Here is an 18,649-nt window from a genome sequence, read left to right as displayed (position 1 = left end):
TTTGCAAGTTAATTAAAAAAATATATTATCAATAGTCTTTCAGTTAGGAGACGATAGATTTTTTATATTGACCCCAATATAAAAAAGAAATCCAATAAAGGATTCCTTTAGAAATCAAATTTTCTTATCTAATTGTTTCTTCAATTAAATTAACGATTGCTTGAAGATATTTTTGATCCGTTTCATCAAAGCGATTAAATTCCGGACTATCGATATCTAATACACCAATTACTTCACCGTTATGCATTAAAGGAATAACGATCTCTGAATTTGATGCAGCATCACAAGCGATGTGGCCTGGGAAATCGTGAACATTATCGATTCTTTGAACCGTTTTTGTTTGAGCAGATGTGCCGCAAACTCCCTTGCCGTATGGTATACGCACACACGCAGGAAGACCTACAAATGGGCCTAATACTAATTCATTGCGATCTCCATCTTTTAAATAAAATCCTACCCAATTTATTTGGTGCAAAAACTGATTTAATAAGGCAGATGTATTTGCTAAATTAGCTATTAGGTTATGTTCGCCATCTATTAAGGCTTTAACTTGAGCTGTTAGAGTATTATATTGTTGTTCTTTTGTACCTGAATATTCGACTTTTTGAAACATTTGTAGACCCCTTTCCCTATTTCATGTGAAATATCATAGCATATTTCGAAAGAATACTGGTAATTTTGTCGACCGATTTGTAGAGGATTTTATTAGTATTTCGCTAATTAATAAAGGAATTGATGTTTGTAAAAGAGGGTGACGAGTATGGAGCAAGATAAACTTGCAACAAAGAAGAAAGTCATCGAGACAGCGCTTACGTTATTTAAAATTAATGGATACCAAGGTACTTCAGTAAGGGATATTTCTAAAAAAGCAAATGTAAATATTGCGACGATTTCGTATTATTTTAAAGGTAAACAAGGTTTACTTGAACATATCATAGTAGATTTTTTAGAAGGATATATTGAAATTTTAGATAAACATTGTTTGTCATTGTATGATAAAAACGCAAATTTAATTTTAATGAACCTTGTTGGAGAAGTACTTAATTATTACTTTTTAAAAAAGGAATATGCTTCTATTTTTTACAGAGAGTTGACAATCGACTCTGTCTTCATTCGTGAAATTATGATGACCTATTTAGCAAGAGAGCGTTATACTTTTACTCAAATTTATGATGCTATTCGTATGTCTAATGCGAAACTAACAATGCCATTTTCAGTCTTTTTCGTCCAATTAAAATCCTTCCTTTCAACACCGTACTTATTTCCAGGCTATTTAAATGAAGTATTGTATATACAGCAAAATGATCTGTATTTTTTTGAGAGATATAAAGAGTATGTAGAGAAATGGATCGAATCACTATTCGATATGGATGAGAGACTTGTTACTCGAGTAGAACTTTCATCCTAAAAGTTCGCCTTTTTCATTGTGAAAAATCACAATGAAAAGGCGTTTTTCGTTGTTTAAAAATCTGAAATTTCTACAAGCTTTTACAGTATTTATTATAGTTTGATAAAAATATGAAAAAATTGAAAAAATTAAGCCAAAAATCAACTTTATCATGTTATTATTAACTATGACCTAAATAAAGAGCAATTTATTAATTCAAAAATTAACGTACAAATAAATAGATTCAGAAGGCAGTAAAAGGAGGTACATCAGGGAAAATGACAATGACATTCTATGTAATTTTAGTCGTAATAGCTATTGTTATCGCATTAATGATTGTAGCCTTAACAATTCGACAACGTTTATTCAAAAAACTCGATGAACTTGAAGCGTGGAGAATGCAGTTAATGAGTAAGCCAGTTACGGATGAACTTTCAAAGCTAAAGGCCTTAAATATGACCGGCCAAACGGAAGAGCTTTTTGATAAATGGAGAACCGATTGGGATGAACTAGTTACAACTTTTTTACCAAAAGTAACTGATTCGATCTCAGAAATAGATGAGGCGATTAATAAATATCATTTCATGAAAGCTAAAGCAGGGATTAGTGAAATTGAAGGAAGCCTAACTGAAGCAGAATCAAACATCGAAAAAATTCTAAATGAGGTAAGCGACCTAGTAGGTAGTGAAGAACAAAATAATTCGGATATTGAAATATTAAACCAAGAGTATCTTGAGCAAAGAAAGCTTTTATTAACTCATCGTCATTTATATTCAATTTCTGAAACTCAGTTGGAACAAAAAATGGATGATATCAAACAACAAATCCAATTATTTAATGAAACAACTGAAAAAGGAAACTATTTAGAAGCAAGAGGCTTAGTGCATGAAATTGCTGATCAAGTACATATATTGAAATCAAATATGCAAATCATACCGGATTTATATATTGAATCTTCTACTACGATGCCCTCTCAAATACATAATTTAACTGATGGTTTAAAGCAAATGAAAGCAGAAGGATATGCGCTTGATTTTGAAGCATTAGAAAATGAAACAATCGATTGTTCTAAAATATGTATCGAATGTGTCGAATTAATTAAAAAACTAGATATCACAGAAGCGAATGACAAGCTTGAATTTGTGAAAGCAAAAGTCGATTCAATCTATGATTTATTAGAAAAAGAAGTAGAGAGTAAATTTGTAGTAGAAAAAGAAATATGGACTTCTCAGGAAGAAATTCAAAGTATTCGAGAAGATAATTTAAAAACAAAAGAAGAGACTCAATTAGTTCAGCAAATATATGAATTAAGTGATGAAGATACTCAAGCTCAAAAAATGGTTGAAAAGCAAGTTAGTATCATTACAAAACGCTTTGAATTATTGCAGATTCGTGTAGCAGAACAAGACCTTGCATTTTCTGTCATAAGAGAAGAATTAGATTTACTAAAAAAGCAAATGGAAGATGTTAAAGAATCTCATTTGATGTATGTTGAAATGCTAAAAGCACTTCGAAAAGATGAATTACAAGCTCGTGATCAATTAATTGAAATGAAACGATTAATGTTAGAGGTCAAACGTCTTGTTCAAATTTCTAATTTGCCTGGTATGCCAGTTTCATCTATGAAACAAATACAAGATGCTCAAGAAAGTATGCAAATTGTTTATTTGGAATTAGAGAAAAAACCATTAAAAATGGCGCATGTATCATTTTTACTAGAAAAAGCAGCAACTGCAGTACATGTTTGTTATAATGATACGAAATATATGATTGAACAAGGATATTTCGTAGAAAAAGTGATACAATATGGAAATCGCTATAGAAGTAAAAATGTACAAATGGCAACGTCAATGGACAAGGCAGAGCAATTATTTAGAGAATTTCAATATAATGAAGCTCTAGAAGAAGCTGCCGTTTCAATTGAGAAAATTGAACCTGGTGCAATCGATAAATTACAAGAAATACTAAATGAACAATAGTACACACTACCCCTATAGATGAAAATCTTAGGGGTTTCGTCTGTTTTCAGATATAATGAAAAATGGACTCAAGCAATATGGAGGTACGGAAAAAATATGATTTATTTTGATAATAGCGCGACTACTAAACCTTATAAAGAGGTATTAGACACATATATTACTGTTTCGGACCAGTTTTTTGGAAATCCCTCTTCGATTCATAAGCTAGGTGGACGCTCAGAGCAATTACTCTCAAAAGCTAGAAACCAAATTGCTGAGCTTTTGTCAGTTCAACCATCAGAGATCATCTTTACATCAGGTGGTACAGAGGGGAATAATTTAGCAATAAAGGGAACTGCCATGATGCATCGTTCAAGAGGGAAGCATTTAATTACGACTGAAATTGAACATCCATCAATTTATGAAGCTTATAAACAATTAGAGGATCTAGGATTTGAAGTAACTTACTTATCCCCAAACGAAGAGGGGTTTATTTCTGTTGACCAATTAAAAAATGCGTTAAGAGATGATACGATATTAGTTTCTGTCATTCATGTAAATAATGAAACAGGAGCAATTCAACCAATAGCAGAAATTGGTCGATTATTAACGGATTATCCAAAAATATTTTTCCATGTTGACGCTGTTCAAGGGGTAGGGAAAGTACCATTAAATATTAAACAAGCTGCGATTGATTTATTATCTATTTCGGGTCATAAATTTCATAGTGTAAAAGGAACTGGAATTTTATATATTAGAGAAGGTGTAACCTTATCATCTTTAATGACAGGTGGGTCACAGGAAAGAGAGATTCGTTCAGGTACGGAAAATCTAGCAGGAATTGTTGCGATGGCAAAAGCGCTTAGAATCATGCTAGAAAAACAAAAAACAATGAATGATCACCTATATAATATGAGAAATGAACTTATTCAAAATTTAGAGATGATTGACTACGCTGTATTGAACTCACCAGAATCGGATTTTGCTCCTCATATAATAAATATTTCATTTGTAGGATTAAAGCCTGAGGTAATTGTCCATGCTCTATCTGAAGAAAATGTTTTTATTTCTACAAAATCAGCATGTTCTTCTAAAACTTTTGAGATAAGCCGGGTACTACAAAGTATGGGTAAAAGCGAAAAAGTAGCAAGTAGTGCTGTCAGAATCAGTCTTTCTTATGAAAATACAATGAGTGAAGTAGAGCAGTTTAACAAAATAATTAAAGAAGTAATTAAAAATTTATATAAAGTAATGGGGTAACAGCATGAATGTAGAATATATTTTAATTCGTTATGGAGAAATGACTACAAAAGGAAAAAATCGAGGCCGATTTACAAGTATATTAAGAGAAAATGTTCGAAATCGATTAAAAGCTTTTGAAAAAATTAAAATCACTGCAACGCGTGATCGTATGTATATAAAATTAAATGGTGAAGACCATGAGAAGGTTGCTGCCAATCTTAAAGAAGTTTTCGGAATTCATACGTTTAGTTATGCTAGAAAAGTTGATACTGAATTAGATGCAATTAAAAAAGGTGCTCTTGAGGCTATTAACGAGCTTGGTGATAGTGTTAAAACATTTAAAGTGAACGTACAACGTAGTTATAAACAATTCCCATTAAATACGCCACAATTAAATCGCGAGCTAGGTGGGTATATACTTCAAAATACAGAACACTTAACTGTAGATGTTCATCAGCCAGATGTAGCTGTACGAGTAGAAGTGCGTGACGATGCGACTTATATTACTTGTGGAGAAGAATACGGTGCAGGTGGCTATCCAGTTGGAGTTGGCGGAAAAGTTATGTTACTACTATCTGGAGGTATCGATAGTCCAGTGGCAGCCTACATGTTGTTAAAACGAGGCGTGTCAATCGAAGCGATTCATTTTGAAAGTCCGCCATTTACGAGTGATCGTGCAAAACAAAAAGTTATTGATTTAGCAAGCAAACTAACTAGATATTGTAGACGAGTGACTTTGCATGTTATACCATTTACTGAAATTCAAAAAGCAATTCATAAAGAAATGCCTGCAAGCTATACAATGACAATTATGAGACGCGTTATGCTTAGAATTGCTGAGCAAGTTTCTGTTGATCGAAAAGCACTTGCTTTAGCTACAGGTGAAAGTTTAGGTCAAGTGGCAAGCCAAACATTAGAAAGTATGCATACAATCAATGAAGTAACTAATTATCCAGTTTTAAGACCATTATTAGCTATGGATAAATTAGAAATCATGGATATTGCTAAAAAAATTGATACGTATGATATCAGTATTAGACCTTATGAGGATTGCTGTACAATCTTTACTCCAGCTAATCCAACTACAAAACCAAAACGTGATAAGGTGGCTCGTTACGAGAGTCGTTTTGACTTTACTGAACTAATAAATGAAGCTGTAGTTAATAGAGAATCAATCATTTTTGAGAACGAAATGATTCGAAATCAATCGTCAACAAAAGAAGAAGAAATCGATATCGACGCACTTTTATAAAATTACTAAAAATTACCAGTAAAAAGATGAATGAAGATATGTGTTTTATCACACTCTATACTCACAAGGAGGTGACAACACATGTCAAATAGAAATAATTCAGGTAGCAATCAATTATTAGTTGATGGTGCTCAGAATGCTTTAGACCAAATGAAGTATGAAATCGCTACAGAATTTGGTGTAAACCTTGGTCCAGATTCAACTTCACGTGCTAATGGTTCTGTTGGTGGTGAAATCACAAAGCGTTTAGTACAAATGGCTGAACAAAGCCTTGGTGGATATTCTCGTTAATAAATTTAAATAATTATGGATTAAGGGGTAGGGTAAAACCTACCTCTTTTCTATTTGTTCTACATGCTCTTCGCTTGATTTAATATTTAATATTAACTTTGCTATAATAGAGGGAATAAATTAAAGGAGAGACCTGTTCATGTCATATATTGAAAATGAATTTATTAAAATTACAACTAAATCACAGGGAGCAGAGTTGACGGGTATCTATACAAAAAAAGATAATTTAAATTATTTATGGAATGCTGACCCAGCTTATTGGGGGAGACATGCACCAGTTTTATTTCCGAATGTAGGTAAATTAATTGATAATCAATATAAAGTCGATGATAAAGTTTATGAGCTTTCTCAACATGGTTTTGCAAGAGATATGGATTTTCAATTAACCGAAATGAAGGAAGACTATATCAACTATGAGTTAAACAGTAGTGAACAAACGCTTTTAAAATATCCATTTCAATTTTCTTTAAATATTAATTATAAGATTCAGAACAACACTGTTTTTATTAAATATGTTGTAACAAATAATGATGAGAAATCAATGCCATTTTCAATAGGAGCTCATCCAGCGTTTAATATACCTCTTTTGGAAGATGAAACTTTTGAGGATTATTACCTAGAATTTGAAGAGGAAGAAAGATTAGAAACAATTAAATTAGAAGGATCATATCGAAGTGGCAAAAGAGAACTAATTGGTCAAAATATTAAAAACTTACCATTAACCCGAGAACTCTTTAAGGATGATGCATTAATTTTTGAAAAACTTAATAAAAACGTACTGACAATTCGTTCGAAAAATCATCGTAATGCGATCAAAGTTCATTTTGAAGGGTTTCCATACGTCGGAATATGGACTACACCAACAGCACCTTTTCTATGTATTGAGCCATGGTATGGAGTTGCAGATGAAATCGGCCCAGTAAAAGAAATGAAAAATAGACTTGGTATTCAAATGCTAAATCCAAATGAAACATTTACTTGCACATACAGTATTACAGTTGAAAGTGATTGATTAAATAAAAGGTACGTAATTAGGAGTTTAGAGATCAAATAAACTATCTTTTTTGGATGGTTTATTTTTTTTGTGATTTTTTGTTTAAATTTTCTGAAAAATAGTCGAAAAATAGCAGGAATTGACTATACAATTAACGAAACCATTATTATTCTATTTTGCAAAATTCAAAATATAATTTTAGTAATGATCAAAAGGGGGACTAACTAAGATGAACAGTACAAGTCTAATTGCTCCAAAAGTATATAATCTCGTTTGGGAAATTGAAAAATTTGCCTCAACTGATAAAGTGGCGTTAAAGTGGGTTGACCTAAATGGCGAATCCCATCAATTAACATATAAGGAACTTTATAATAAAGTTCACCAATATGCTTTTACATTTAAAAATAGTGGCATCGAAAAAGGGGACAAACTTTTTGTCATGATGCCTAGATGTATTGAGACTTATGTAGTTTATTTAGCTATTTTAAAAATTGGATGTGTTGTAATCCCAGGATCTGAAATGTTAACGGTTAAGGATATTCAATACCGTCTTGAACATAGTGAAGTAAAAGCGATTGTATCGCATGATGAATATATAGGTACATTTAGCGAGATTGCTAAAACTGGAAAATATAAATTATTTACTATTCATAATCAACAAACAGTATGGACTTCATTAAATGACCAAGCAATTAGTGGAGCACATGTATTAACTGTGGAAACAAAAAGTGATGACTTAGCGTTTATTTCATATACGTCAGGAACGACTGGCAATCCTAAAGGTGTCGTACACACTCACAGTTGGGGGTATGCACATATTCGTACAGTTGCTTCGAATTGGCTAGATGTGACAGAAGATGATACTGTATGGGCGACTGCAGGGCCAGGATGGCAAAAGTGGATATGGAGTCCATTTTTAGCGACATTAGGCAGCGGGGCAACAGGGTTCTTTTATGAAGGGAAATTCGATGCAGATACTTTCCTAACATTACTAAAGGAGCATAATATATCTGTATTTTGTAGTACGCCAACCGAATACCGATTTATGGCAAAGGTTGAAAATCTAGATCAATATCAATTACCAGCTTTAAGAAGTGCTGTATCAGCAGGAGAGCCTTTAAATCAAGAAGTAATCCGTACATTTAAAAAGCATTTCAATGTTGATGTAAGAGATGGGTATGGACAAACTGAAAATACATTATTAATCGGGACGATGAAGGATATTAAAGCAAAAGTAGGTTCAATGGGGATTCCAACACCAGGAAACTTAGTTGAAATCGTTGATGATGAAGGAAATCCAGTCGGGGTTAATGAAGTGGGGCATATTGCGGTACATTTAAGCTCTCCAGCATTATTTAAACATTATTATAATGATATGGATCGTACAATAGCACAAAGAAAAGGTGAGTATTATTTAACGGGTGACCGAGCTAAGAAAGATGAAGATGGCTATTATTGGTTTGATGGACGTAGTGACGACATAATAATTAGTTCTGGTTATACAATTGGTCCTTTTGAAATAGAAGATGCGTTAGTACAACATAGGCTTGTAAAAGAATGTGCGGTTGTTGCTAGTCCAGATCCATTACGTGGTAATGTTGTTAAAGCATTTGTTGTTTTGACTGAAAATGCTACAAATCAAGATGACTTAGTATCTGAACTACAAGAACACGTGAAAAAAATTACTGCACCATATAAATATCCACGTAAAATTGAATTTGTCCAAGAGCTACCAAAAACAACTTCTGGTAAAATTCGCCGAGTAGAATTACGTGCGATGGAACAATTACGTGAATCGAATTAAATACTTATGTTAAAATGAGGGAAAATTCCCTCTTTTTTTGTTTTAGGATTATTTATCTTTCAAAATGATAAACGAATATAGATAATGAACGGATGGTGGAATGAAATGAAGAAGCTTTGGCATAATGGTTTATTTTATACAATGGAAAGTGAAGGGGAAACGGTAGACTCAATCATTACTGAAGATGAAAAAATTTTAAAAACAGGAACATTTGAATCCTTGCTTTCTTTTTTAGAAGGTGAACAATTTGAGAAAATTAATTGTAATGGAAAAATCGGTTTTCCAGGTTTTATAGATAGTCATTTGCATTTAATTGGTCATGGTGAAGCGATGAATCGTGTAGATTTGTCAAAGTGTCAATCATATGAAGAGATGCTTGATCGAATGAAAAAAGTTGTAAAGGACGCGCACCCGAATGAATGGATTGTCGGGGAAGGATGGAATGAAAACGAATGGGAATCAAAAGCCGTATTCCAAGTTGACGATTTAAATAGTTTATCAAGCACAAATCCACTTGTATTAAAGAGAACTTGTAGACATGTCTACTTTGTAAATTCTCTTGCAATTAGTCATGCAGCAATAAATGAACAAATGCAAATCGATGGAGGACAAATAGGCTACTTTGAGGATGGTCGTTTAAACGGATTATTGTATGATGAAGCTGTCAATTTAATCATTAAAGCGATGCCGGCACCTGACGATCAGTATTTGTCAAAAGCAATCATTTCCGCTATTAAAGATTGTTACCAATACGGAATCGTTGGAGCGGTAACAGAGGATTTATCATACTATGGAAATGCAAATCTAGTGATTGATTTATATGAGCGATTGTTAAATGAAGTTCCATTTCACACTCATGTTTTAATTCATCATACGACTTTGGATGAAGTCAAAGGAAGATTACATAAAGGTAATAAGAATGTATCATTTGGAGGCGTAAAAGCATTTATTGATGGTTCTTTTGGTGGTCGAACTGCACTGTTAGAAAAACCTTATGACGACAATCAAAGCATAACAGGATTACAAGTGACTTCTTTAGAAAAATTAGAAGTAATTACAAAAAAAGCACGTGAAAATGGATTGCCGATAGCATTTCATATGATTGGAGATTTAGCCGTTAAACAAGCCATTGATGTTGTTAAAAAATATCCTAATCAAACTCAGCTACCTGACCGATTTATACATTGTGCACTTTTATCTCCAAAATTAATCGAGGAAATGAAAGAATTAAACATCGTTGTAGATGTACAAACCTCATTTATCTATGCAGATTATCCATGGTTAGTAGAACGTATTGGTCAAAGACGAAATGAATTTGCATATTTAATTAAAACGCTGATAAATGAATCAATCGCTATAGCAAATGGTTCAGATACACCGATTGATACAATTAATCCTTGGCAAGGTATATATACAGCGGTTACCCGAAAAGCCAAAGACGGGAGAGCGTATAATATCGAGGAAGCAATTAGCTTATATGAAGCAATTAAACTTTATACGATTGATAGTGCGGCATCGTTTCGTCAAGAAGATAAAAGAGGTCTCATAAAAGAAGGATATTCTGCTGACTTTATTTTATTTGATGAAAATCCATTTGAGTTAGAAAAAGATGATCTACTTTATGTTAAATGTAGTGAAACTATTTGCCGAGGAAATATTGTTTATAAAAGTCATGATTAAGTTATGAAAAGGACAAGCGAATGTGTTGGAGAAGTTGTTTATGATCAACAAGCAACTAGAATTTATCAACGAAGTTCAAAAATCTTATAGTTTACTACTCGAAAAGAATGGTATGTAATTTTACCATTCTTTTTGTTTATTCAGAAGTTGGTTTGCCCATACTGATACAAAAAAGGGTGGTTTTTTGCTTTACATATACTCTATTCTAATTTTTATTGCAATCGTTGTTTTACTGTTAATCATTTTCGTCCTGTTTATAAATATGAAAGTTAATATTTTATCCGTTTATACAAATGAAGAACGATTTATGAATATTAAACTGTCTATCTTGAACAACCTATTGCATTTCGCCTTTACGATTCCATTAAAGAGACCGAAAGAGGTAAAGGAGGACGTATCAGATTTAGAGAAAAAAAGGGATTTGTCTGTCTTTCAACAAATTGATTTTTTCATAAATTTATACTCCAACGGACATACTATCATTACAAAATTTTTAAACACTGTACAAATTTACAATTTAACTTATCACATTCATTTTGGTGTCGGAAATTCTGCTTTAACAGGGATATCAATTGGAACAGCTTATAGTGCAATCGGAATTTTTGAAAACTTATTAAAGAAATTTACGATAGTTCATCATCCGCCAACTATAGATATCACGCCCAATTATTATACATCTGTAATGGAAACTACTGGTAAGATACGGTTTTCATTTTCGGTACGAAAGGCAGTCTTTGCGGGACTATTATTACTTAAAGCATATTTAAAAACTAGAAAAGACTTTAAAGCAACACATCCAATCGAAACTAATTAGAGGTGATTAACAATGAGTCAACATCCTATTGGAGACTTAATGCACGCGGCAATGGAAAATTTATCAGCAATGATTAATGTAAATACAATTATTGGTGATCCAATTTCAACACCAGATGGAAGTTTAATCTTAACCGTATCAAAAGTAGGGGTTGGCTTTGCAGCTGGTGGAAGTGAATTCAGAAATTACCATTTAGTAGATGGTGTTAAAGAAGCTGAAGTAAGAAGTCCACATCCATTTGGAGGAGGTACAGGTGGAGGTGCATCAATTACTCCAATTGCATTTCTAATCGTTAACAAAGATGGAGTAAAATTACTTCACTTAGATCAAAACACGCATTTAATTGAAAAGCTGATGGATTTAGCGCCACAAGCGCTTGAAAAAGCAAAAAAATATATGAAGAAAAATGATAATTCAGTTGATGATGAGGCAATTTTTGATACAGATTTAGATTAAATATAAAATTTAAGTAAAGTTAATTGCATTCATGGTTTCCTTCCAGTAAGATAAATGTTGTGAACATTTTGTAATTTTGGGAGGAAATATCATGGCATCTGTAACATTTAAAAACAATCCAGTAACTCTTATTGGACAAGAAGTAAAAGTAGGAGAAAAAGCTCCAAGCTTTACTGTATTAGCAAATGATTTAAGCCCTGTAACTTTAGAGGCTTCAGCTGGTAAAGTACGCTTAATTAGCGCAGTACCTTCTGTAGATACTGGAATTTGTGATGCACAAACTCGTCGTTTTAACGAAGAATTATCAAACGTAGAAAACGTTGAAGTTTTAACAATTTCAATGGACTTACCATTCGCACAAAAAAGATGGTGTGCTGCAAGTGGTTTAGAAAATGTACATACTTACTCTGATCACCGTGATGCATCTTTTGGTGAAGCATTTGGTGTTTTAATGCAAGAATTACGTTTATTAGCTCGTGCAGTATTCGTAGTAGATTCAAATGATGTTGTTACTTACGTTGAGTACGTAGCTGAAGGTACAACTCATCCGAATTATGAAGCAGCAATCGAAGCTGTAAAAGCTGCAAAATAATAGTAATAACTCTATTAAGAGGTAAAAGGCTGTCGAGTAGATCTCGGCAGTTTTTTTTTGCATTAAAAAGGCATTCACAAATATGAATGCCTCAGTGTGTATTATTAGACTGTTGCTAAAATCATTTACCTAAAGAAACTGATTTCTCAGTACAACGTTCCATGGCAGAAATAATAGATGAGCGGAAGCCTTTTTTTTCTAATTCAGCAATTGCTTCTATTGTTGCACCACCTGGTGTGCAAACTTGGTCCTTTAATTCACCAGGATGTAATTCAGTTTCAAGTACCATCTTTGCTGCACCTAAAACAGCTTGGGCAGCTAACTTATATGCTTGGTCTCGCTGTATTCCTTGTAATACAGCTCCATCTGCTAAAGCTTCGATCATTAAGTAAACATAAGCTGGAGAAGAACCGCTAACAGCAGGAACCGCATCCATTAATTTTTCATTTACTAATTCACATTTTCCGAAGCTATTGAAAATTTCCATTACTTCATTTAACTCTTCATTGGTCACTACTTGATTATGACAAAGTGCACTCATTCCTTCTCTAACTAATGAAGGAGTATTTGGCATTGTTCTAACGATTTTAACCTCTTTACCGAAGGATTTCTCTACACCTTCTAAAGTAATTCCAGCGGCAATCGTAATGATTACAGTATTATTTGAAATAACTTCTTTAATTTCTTCAATAATAGTTGGATATAAATCAGGTTTAACTGCTAAAAACAAATAATCAACTTGCATTGCTAAATCGATATTACTATTTAATGTGTGAACATTATATAAATCTTTCACTTTTACAAGTGTTTCATTAGACCTTGCACTTACATAAATTTGATGCTTATCAATTACATTCGATTCAATTAACCCACCAATCATAGCTTGAGCCATTTTACCGCAACCAATAAAACCAATTTTCTTATTCATTTGTACTCACATCCAATATATTTAATAAATTGAATTATACAGGAGGGGTTAAATATTACCAAACAATACATTATTAAAAAAAATTAATGTATGGATATCCACAAGGAATTATTTTTTGTAAAATAGAAATTGTAAAGAAAATTGACTCTTTATTTTGGGGGTATTATGAAACAAATTTTAAAAGAATCAAATCATAAAACTACAATTGAGATTATTCAACAACTTATTCAAACATATGGTGGAACTTCATTAACACATTTAGGATTACTTGGAGATAAAAAAGTATTTCTTTCAGAAGATCAAAAATCTGCATTTGTTTACCGGAAACAGGGGAATAAATTAGTTGTTCTATGTGATCCAATTGGTGAGATTTCTTTTGAAAAAATAAAGGAGTTTGAAAATTATTCAAGGAGTATGAAGTGTACTCCGTGCTTTTATCAAATAGACGAAAACTCAAAGATGTTGTATGAAAAAGCTGGCTATCGATTGTTGAAATTAGGTGAAGAAGCAATAGTTGAATTAGAAAATTTCGAAATTGCAGGTAAAAAAGGAGCAAAACTAAGAACAAAAAGGAACAAATTCATCCGACAAGGATATCAATTTGAAGTGTCTATGCCTGGATATTCTATAGGTCTACTTCAAGAGCTAAAAGGGGTCTCAGATGTATGGTTAAACGGAAGAGAAGAGCTATCCTTTTCAGTTGGTTCATTTCATTTTGATTATGTTTCAAATTTTCCGATCGGAATCTTAAGGGATAAAAATGGTCAAGTTATTGCTTTTGCGACATTACCAATTCAAGGCGAAAATATAACAATTGATTTAATGAGATATTTAAAAGAATTACCATACGGAACGATGGATATGCTTTTTGTTTCAATTATGTTTTGGGCAAAAGAAAATGGATTTAAAAGCTGCAGCCTTGGAATGGCACCATTAGCAAATGTTGGCCAAGATTCAAAATCATCAATCATCGAGAAATCTGCAAAAATGATCTTTAAATATGGTAACTCAATTTATAACTTCAAAGGATTATTAATTTTTAAAAGTAAATTTGCAAATAAATGGGAATCAAAGTACTTAGCATACAAACCATATACACTACTATCGGTTATCACAAGCTTATATCGCCTAGTTCATGGAACAAAATCTTTGAACTATATCACTCGATTTATGAAGCCGTTAGAAAAGAAAAAAGTAAAAATTAGTTAACGAAGGCCTCAATAAAGGAGGTCTTTTTTTATGTATTCAGTAGTGCTTTATGAAAATGATACTGTTCGTCATAATGCCATTAATTCCAATTCAATACAAAAAAATTAAAACTACATAAAAAGTTCAAAATGTATTAATTAAAAGCAAACATTCATCCATTAAAATTAAATTAACAGTACTGGATTAAAAATGATTAAAAAAACCAAATACTTTCTAATAGAAGAATTTAATAAAGTGGACACGTTTAAAAGCCATACGTATAATGAAACACAATGACTGTTCTATTATGAAAGTGAGGAATGAAAAATGCTAAAAGAGAATTCAGTGGAATTTTTATTTAATTACATAGATGAATCGACAGAATGTTTAAAAGATAATTTAGAAATTTCTTATTTAGAGGCATTAATTGAAACGGGTGAAAATTTCTTTGAAGGGGAAGTTTTACAAGAAGAAATTAATGGTCCACAAAAAGATAAACTGATGAATACAATTCATCAATTTACATCGGCGTCAAAAGATAATGAGAGTATTCGTAGAGCATTTCAATTAGCGATACTAAAAGGAATGAAACAAGGGGTACAAACAAACCATGAAATGACTCCAGATGGTATTGCTTTTATTATTACTTATTTAGTAGGAAAGCTTACTGAGGGTAAACAAAATTTAACTATTTTAGATCCGGCAATTGGTACTGGAAATCTTCTATTAACAATTTTAAATTCTTCAAAAGATAAATTTACTGATTCTGTTGGAATCGATGTAGATGACATTCTTGTTAGAATCGCATTTGTTATTGGCAACTTACTTGGCCATGAAATTGAATTATTTAATCAAGACAGTTTAGCACCTTTATTTGTAGATCCGGTTGATCTTGTTGTTTGTGATTTACCAATTGGCTTTTATCCAAATGCAGAACGTGCAAAAGAGTTTACTTTAAAAGCAAAAGAGGGCATGTCTTATGCTCATCATTTATTTATTGAGCAAAGTATGAACTACTTAAAATCTGGAGGATTTTTCATCTCGCTAGTTCCAAATCACTTATTTACTTCAGAGCAATCTGCGCAATTACAAAGCTATATTAATGAAACAGGCGTTATTCAAGGATTGATACAGTTGCCAGTATCTGCCTTTAAGGACGAAAGACATCAAAAAAGTATATTAATAATCCGCAAAAATGCAGAAAATATGAAGAAGCCAAAACAGGCTTTATTAGTTGATTTCCCTAAGTTATCGAATATGAAAGCAGTTGAAGATATTATGCTTCAAATGAATGAATGGTTTAAAGAAAATTTACAATAATTGAACTTTTAAACACGTAAACTAATTTGTGTTATAATAATTTCAGCTAAAAAAATATAACAGTTTCATGTTTAAAGGAGATGTAAAAACATGGCAAATATTCTTGCTATTAATGCAGGTTCATCGTCATTAAAATTTCAATTAATTGAAATGCCTAGCGAAAAAGTACTTACAATTGGTTTAGTAGAACGTATCGGTATTAAGGATAGCGTTTTTGTAATTTCAGTAAACGGGGAAAAAATTAAAGAAGTAACAGATATTGCTGATCATTCTGTTGCAGTAAAAATGCTTCTTGAAAAGCTAACAGGTTTAGGAATTATTTCTTCATTCGATGAAATTCATGGAGTTGGACATCGTGTAGTTCACGGTGGAGAACTATTTACAGATTCTGCTTTAATTACTGAAGAAGTTGAACAACAAATTGATCAACTTTCTGATTTAGCACCACTTCATAACCCAGCTAACCTAGTTGGTATTCGTGCATTTAAAGAATTATTACCAAATATTCCTGCAGTAGCTGTATTCGATACTGCATTCCATCAAACAATGCCTGAAGAATCTTACCTATATAGCTTACCTTATGAGTACTATAAACAATTTGGTATTCGTAAATATGGATTCCACGGTACATCTCATAAGTATGTAACAGAAAGAGCTGCTGAATTAATCGGTAAACCTCTTGAAGAATTAAGACTTATTTCATGTCACTTAGGAAATGGTGCAAGTATTGCTGCAGTTGAAGGTGGAAAATCAATTGATACTTCAATGGGATTCACTCCACTTGCTGGTGTAACAATGGGAACTCGTTCAGGTAACTTAGACCCAGCTTTAATTCCATTTATTATGGAAAAAACGGGTAAAACAGCTGAGGAAGTACTTGATGTATTAAATAAACAAAGTGGTATGCTTGGTATCTCTGGATTCTCAAGTGACTTACGTGATATTGAGACTGCAGCTGAAGAAGGTAATAAACGAGCTAAAATCGCTCAAAGTGTATTCATTGAACGTATTCACAAATATTTAGGATCTTATGCTGCACGTATGAAAGGTGTAGATGCGATTATCTTCACTGCTGGTATTGGTGAAAACGGACCGGAAATTCGTCAAGCTGTTTTAGAAGGTCTTGAATTTATGGGTGTGTATTTTGACCCAAGTAAAAATAACTTTAGAGGAAAAGAAGCTTTCATTAGCTTTGATCACTCTCCAGTTAAAGTAATTGTAATTCCAACTAATGAAGAAGTTGTAATTGCAAGAGATGTAGTACGAGTTGGAATGAAATAATCTGTTTAGTAAACATAAACGTAGAGCATACAAAAATAGATGAACTCATATTCTTAAAATGAGATCACTTTTTGGCTCTACGTTTTTTTTATATTCGAGGTGATAGTATGGATCAAATGAAAGAGTATAATTTATGGCTCGAACTTAACGATTTGATTGAAAAGAAACAACAGCAAAATTTAAATAAATTAGAACTAATGTATCAAAATGCTTCTAATTTTCTCCTCCAAAAAATACCCCAGAGCTATTCGAATACTTTTAATGAATTTTTTTCAACTGCTTTTTTCCACACTCAATCTTTAATACAAACAACAAAACAGTTTCAAGAAAAGAAATTAGATATACTTAATCGAGCACAAATTTTAAGAAGTGATGTTAAGACAATAAGTGATCTAAGAAAGCTACCATTAAGACAATTGAATTTTTTAGCTGAACAAGAAATATCGAAAGCATTAATAGTCTCAAGTGTTCAAGGTGGAATAAGTGGAACTAGTACAAAGCTTGCTTTATTTGGTGATTTACCGGCTTTATTATTTATTAATCTTAAAACGGTACAAGAAATAGCACTTTGTTATGGTTATGATGTAAGTATTCCAAAAGAAATGGAATGTAGTTTAAAAGTACTACAAGGTGCAATCCTCCCATCAAACGAAAAATACGTTGTTTGGAGTAAGTTAATGAACGATATTTTAAAGCATGAGGATTCTGACGTATTTGCAACTTGGGAAAATCAATTTAATGGAGAAGGGGTCTATTACACTGTCATATTACAAATGTGCAAGTTATTAATGATCCATTCATTACGGAATAAAGTTTTAGGTGGTATTCCTTTATTAGGAGTTTCTGTTGGGGCAAAATGGAATGAATCTTTTACAAAAAACGTATTAGAATATACAAAGAAATTTTATCAATATCGTATATTATCGGAACGGGTAAACCAAGAACCAACAGATTAAATCGCAATTTGAGAAGCTAACAAATTATCTGTTAGCTTTTTTTAATGTAGAATGAGTTGAAACCGAAATACTTCAATCTCCATTAGGCAATTTACCTTTAGTTAATCGAATACCCGTTTGGTTGTAAACGAGTATGTGGTATGCTAAAAGAAAACCATTCAAGGAGACAATTATGAAGCCTACATCAAGTTTTCAACTAGAACAATCCATCGGAAAGTTACGAAAAGTGGCTGACCAACTAAACAAGCAAATTAAAGAAGCATCTTCCGAAAAAGTTGCGAATGAAACCATCCGACTAAAAGAGGAACTAAAAACAATCGGAGACACTCTTTTACAAATTCAAAAGCGCGAAAATGAATAAACTGGTACTCACAAAATGAAAAAGCTAACAAATTAATTGTTAGCTTTTTCCACGCTGTTACATTACCAAATTTTCGTAAAAGGAGTACAGTGATGTTGATTTCCACTACAGGATGCTCGCTTTCCATGGGGCGAGATTCTTTAGC

General features: G+C 32.4%; 18 protein-coding genes. 16 read left to right on the top strand and 2 right to left on the bottom strand.

The window, feature by feature from the left end; translation table 11 throughout:
* Nucleotides 1-124 precede the first annotated feature (124 nt).
* Nucleotides 125-613, bottom strand: coding sequence for a GAF domain-containing protein (locus COE53_RS17765; protein ID WP_069034630.1), 489 nt, complete (start codon nucleotides 611-613; stop codon nucleotides 125-127).
* A gap of 147 nt (nucleotides 614-760) precedes the next feature.
* Here COE53_RS17765 and refZ point away from each other — a divergent pair, with 147 nt between their 5' ends.
* The 11 genes from refZ (at nucleotide 761) to tpx (ending at nucleotide 12,470) form a co-directional block, all read left to right on the top strand.
* Nucleotides 761-1,408, top strand: a complete 648-nt coding sequence (refZ, locus tag COE53_RS17760; protein WP_069034629.1) for a forespore capture DNA-binding protein RefZ — start codon at nucleotides 761-763, stop codon at nucleotides 1,406-1,408.
* 257 nt (nucleotides 1,409-1,665) lie between these two features.
* The gene (gene ezrA / locus COE53_RS17755) at nucleotides 1,666-3,366 is read left to right on the top strand and encodes a septation ring formation regulator EzrA (protein ID WP_069034628.1); all 1,701 of its coding nucleotides are present in this window, start codon (nucleotides 1,666-1,668) and stop codon (nucleotides 3,364-3,366) included.
* A 96-nt stretch (nucleotides 3,367-3,462) separates the two neighbouring features.
* Complete coding sequence (locus COE53_RS17750; protein WP_091023608.1) at nucleotides 3,463-4,605, top strand: cysteine desulfurase family protein; 1,143 nt, start codon at nucleotides 3,463-3,465, stop codon at nucleotides 4,603-4,605.
* A 4-nt stretch (nucleotides 4,606-4,609) separates the two neighbouring features.
* On the top strand, nucleotides 4,610-5,839 hold the full coding sequence (gene thiI / locus COE53_RS17745) for a tRNA uracil 4-sulfurtransferase ThiI (RefSeq protein ID WP_069034626.1): 1,230 nt from the start codon (nucleotides 4,610-4,612) through the stop codon (nucleotides 5,837-5,839).
* 81 nt (nucleotides 5,840-5,920) lie between these two features.
* Nucleotides 5,921-6,130 (top strand): alpha/beta-type small acid-soluble spore protein, encoded by a 210-nt coding sequence (locus COE53_RS17740; protein WP_069034625.1) that lies wholly within the window; start codon nucleotides 5,921-5,923, stop codon nucleotides 6,128-6,130.
* Between the two features lie 139 nt (nucleotides 6,131-6,269).
* Nucleotides 6,270-7,142: an aldose 1-epimerase family protein gene (locus COE53_RS17735; protein WP_069034624.1), complete on the top strand. Its 873-nt coding sequence runs from the start codon at nucleotides 6,270-6,272 to the stop codon at nucleotides 7,140-7,142.
* 211 nt (nucleotides 7,143-7,353) lie between these two features.
* Nucleotides 7,354-8,928, top strand: a complete 1,575-nt coding sequence (mbcS, locus tag COE53_RS17730; protein ID WP_091023606.1) for an acyl-CoA synthetase MbcS — start codon at nucleotides 7,354-7,356, stop codon at nucleotides 8,926-8,928.
* Nucleotides 8,929-9,033: 105 nt separating this feature from the next.
* Nucleotides 9,034-10,608: an amidohydrolase gene (locus COE53_RS17725; protein ID WP_175495628.1), complete on the top strand. Its 1,575-nt coding sequence runs from the start codon at nucleotides 9,034-9,036 to the stop codon at nucleotides 10,606-10,608.
* A 184-nt stretch (nucleotides 10,609-10,792) separates the two neighbouring features.
* Nucleotides 10,793-11,422, top strand: a complete 630-nt coding sequence (locus COE53_RS17720; protein ID WP_069034621.1) for a DUF2953 domain-containing protein — start codon at nucleotides 10,793-10,795, stop codon at nucleotides 11,420-11,422.
* A gap of 12 nt (nucleotides 11,423-11,434) precedes the next feature.
* Nucleotides 11,435-11,878 (top strand): GerW family sporulation protein, encoded by a 444-nt coding sequence (ytfJ, locus tag COE53_RS17715; protein ID WP_069034620.1) that lies wholly within the window; start codon nucleotides 11,435-11,437, stop codon nucleotides 11,876-11,878.
* 91 nt (nucleotides 11,879-11,969) lie between these two features.
* Complete coding sequence (tpx, locus tag COE53_RS17710) at nucleotides 11,970-12,470, top strand: thiol peroxidase (RefSeq protein WP_056472180.1); 501 nt, start codon at nucleotides 11,970-11,972, stop codon at nucleotides 12,468-12,470.
* A 121-nt stretch (nucleotides 12,471-12,591) separates the two neighbouring features.
* On the opposite strand, the gene proC is transcribed toward tpx, so the two are convergent.
* Complete coding sequence (proC, locus tag COE53_RS17705) at nucleotides 12,592-13,398, bottom strand: pyrroline-5-carboxylate reductase (protein WP_069034619.1); 807 nt, start codon at nucleotides 13,396-13,398, stop codon at nucleotides 12,592-12,594.
* Nucleotides 13,399-13,563: 165 nt separating this feature from the next.
* Between proC and COE53_RS17700 the strand changes: the two genes are divergently transcribed.
* The 5 genes from COE53_RS17700 to COE53_RS17680 all read left to right on the top strand — a co-directional run bounded on the left by COE53_RS17700 (nucleotide 13,564) and on the right by COE53_RS17680 (nucleotide 18,504).
* On the top strand, nucleotides 13,564-14,607 hold the full coding sequence (locus COE53_RS17700) for a phosphatidylglycerol lysyltransferase domain-containing protein (RefSeq protein WP_069034618.1): 1,044 nt from the start codon (nucleotides 13,564-13,566) through the stop codon (nucleotides 14,605-14,607).
* A gap of 306 nt (nucleotides 14,608-14,913) precedes the next feature.
* Entirely contained in the window at nucleotides 14,914-15,906 is a 993-nt protein-coding gene (locus COE53_RS17695; RefSeq protein WP_069034617.1) for a class I SAM-dependent methyltransferase, read from the top strand.
* Between the two features lie 90 nt (nucleotides 15,907-15,996).
* Nucleotides 15,997-17,187 carry an acetate kinase gene (locus COE53_RS17690; protein ID WP_069034616.1) on the top strand — a complete coding sequence of 397 codons (1,191 nt, stop codon included), beginning with the start codon at nucleotides 15,997-15,999 and terminating at the stop codon, nucleotides 17,185-17,187.
* Nucleotides 17,188-17,294: 107 nt separating this feature from the next.
* Nucleotides 17,295-18,143, top strand: a complete 849-nt coding sequence (locus COE53_RS17685; RefSeq protein WP_069034615.1) for an EcsC family protein — start codon at nucleotides 17,295-17,297, stop codon at nucleotides 18,141-18,143.
* 172 nt (nucleotides 18,144-18,315) lie between these two features.
* Entirely contained in the window at nucleotides 18,316-18,504 is a 189-nt protein-coding gene (locus COE53_RS17680; protein ID WP_069034614.1) for a hypothetical protein, read from the top strand.
* Nucleotides 18,505-18,649: the final 145 nt, after the last annotated feature.

This window comes from Bacillus sp. AFS029533, assembly GCF_002585125.1.
Classification (GTDB): domain Bacteria; phylum Bacillota; class Bacilli; order Bacillales; family Bacillaceae_G; genus Gottfriedia; species Gottfriedia luciferensis_B.
The sequence above is the reverse complement of the archived record's forward strand: the minus strand, read 5'-3'. Positions and strand labels throughout refer to the sequence as shown.

Excerpts from the sequence above, each read along its gene's own strand:
- refZ (WP_069034629.1), top strand. The coding sequence starts at position 761 with ATGGAGCAAGATAAACTTGCAACAAAGAAGAAAGTCATCGAGACAGCG.
- COE53_RS17690 (WP_069034616.1), top strand. The coding sequence starts at position 15,997 with ATGGCAAATATTCTTGCTATTAATGCAGGTTCATCGTCATTAAAATTT.
- COE53_RS17680 (WP_069034614.1), top strand. The coding sequence starts at position 18,316 with ATGAAGCCTACATCAAGTTTTCAACTAGAACAATCCATCGGAAAGTTA.
- tpx (WP_056472180.1), top strand. The coding sequence starts at position 11,970 with ATGGCATCTGTAACATTTAAAAACAATCCAGTAACTCTTATTGGACAA.
- COE53_RS17750 (WP_091023608.1), top strand. The coding sequence starts at position 3,463 with ATGATTTATTTTGATAATAGCGCGACTACTAAACCTTATAAAGAGGTA.
- COE53_RS17735 (WP_069034624.1), top strand. The coding sequence starts at position 6,270 with ATGTCATATATTGAAAATGAATTTATTAAAATTACAACTAAATCACAG.
- proC (WP_069034619.1), bottom strand. The coding sequence starts at position 13,398 with ATGAATAAGAAAATTGGTTTTATTGGTTGCGGTAAAATGGCTCAAGCT.
- ezrA (WP_069034628.1), top strand. The coding sequence starts at position 1,666 with ATGACAATGACATTCTATGTAATTTTAGTCGTAATAGCTATTGTTATC.
- COE53_RS17695 (WP_069034617.1), top strand. The coding sequence starts at position 14,914 with ATGCTAAAAGAGAATTCAGTGGAATTTTTATTTAATTACATAGATGAA.
- COE53_RS17740 (WP_069034625.1), top strand. The coding sequence starts at position 5,921 with ATGTCAAATAGAAATAATTCAGGTAGCAATCAATTATTAGTTGATGGT.
- mbcS (WP_091023606.1), top strand. The coding sequence starts at position 7,354 with ATGAACAGTACAAGTCTAATTGCTCCAAAAGTATATAATCTCGTTTGG.
- COE53_RS17765 (WP_069034630.1), bottom strand. The coding sequence starts at position 613 with ATGTTTCAAAAAGTCGAATATTCAGGTACAAAAGAACAACAATATAAT.
- COE53_RS17700 (WP_069034618.1), top strand. The coding sequence starts at position 13,564 with ATGAAACAAATTTTAAAAGAATCAAATCATAAAACTACAATTGAGATT.
- COE53_RS17685 (WP_069034615.1), top strand. The coding sequence starts at position 17,295 with ATGGATCAAATGAAAGAGTATAATTTATGGCTCGAACTTAACGATTTG.
- COE53_RS17725 (WP_175495628.1), top strand. The coding sequence starts at position 9,034 with ATGAAGAAGCTTTGGCATAATGGTTTATTTTATACAATGGAAAGTGAA.
- ytfJ (WP_069034620.1), top strand. The coding sequence starts at position 11,435 with ATGAGTCAACATCCTATTGGAGACTTAATGCACGCGGCAATGGAAAAT.
- thiI (WP_069034626.1), top strand. The coding sequence starts at position 4,610 with ATGAATGTAGAATATATTTTAATTCGTTATGGAGAAATGACTACAAAA.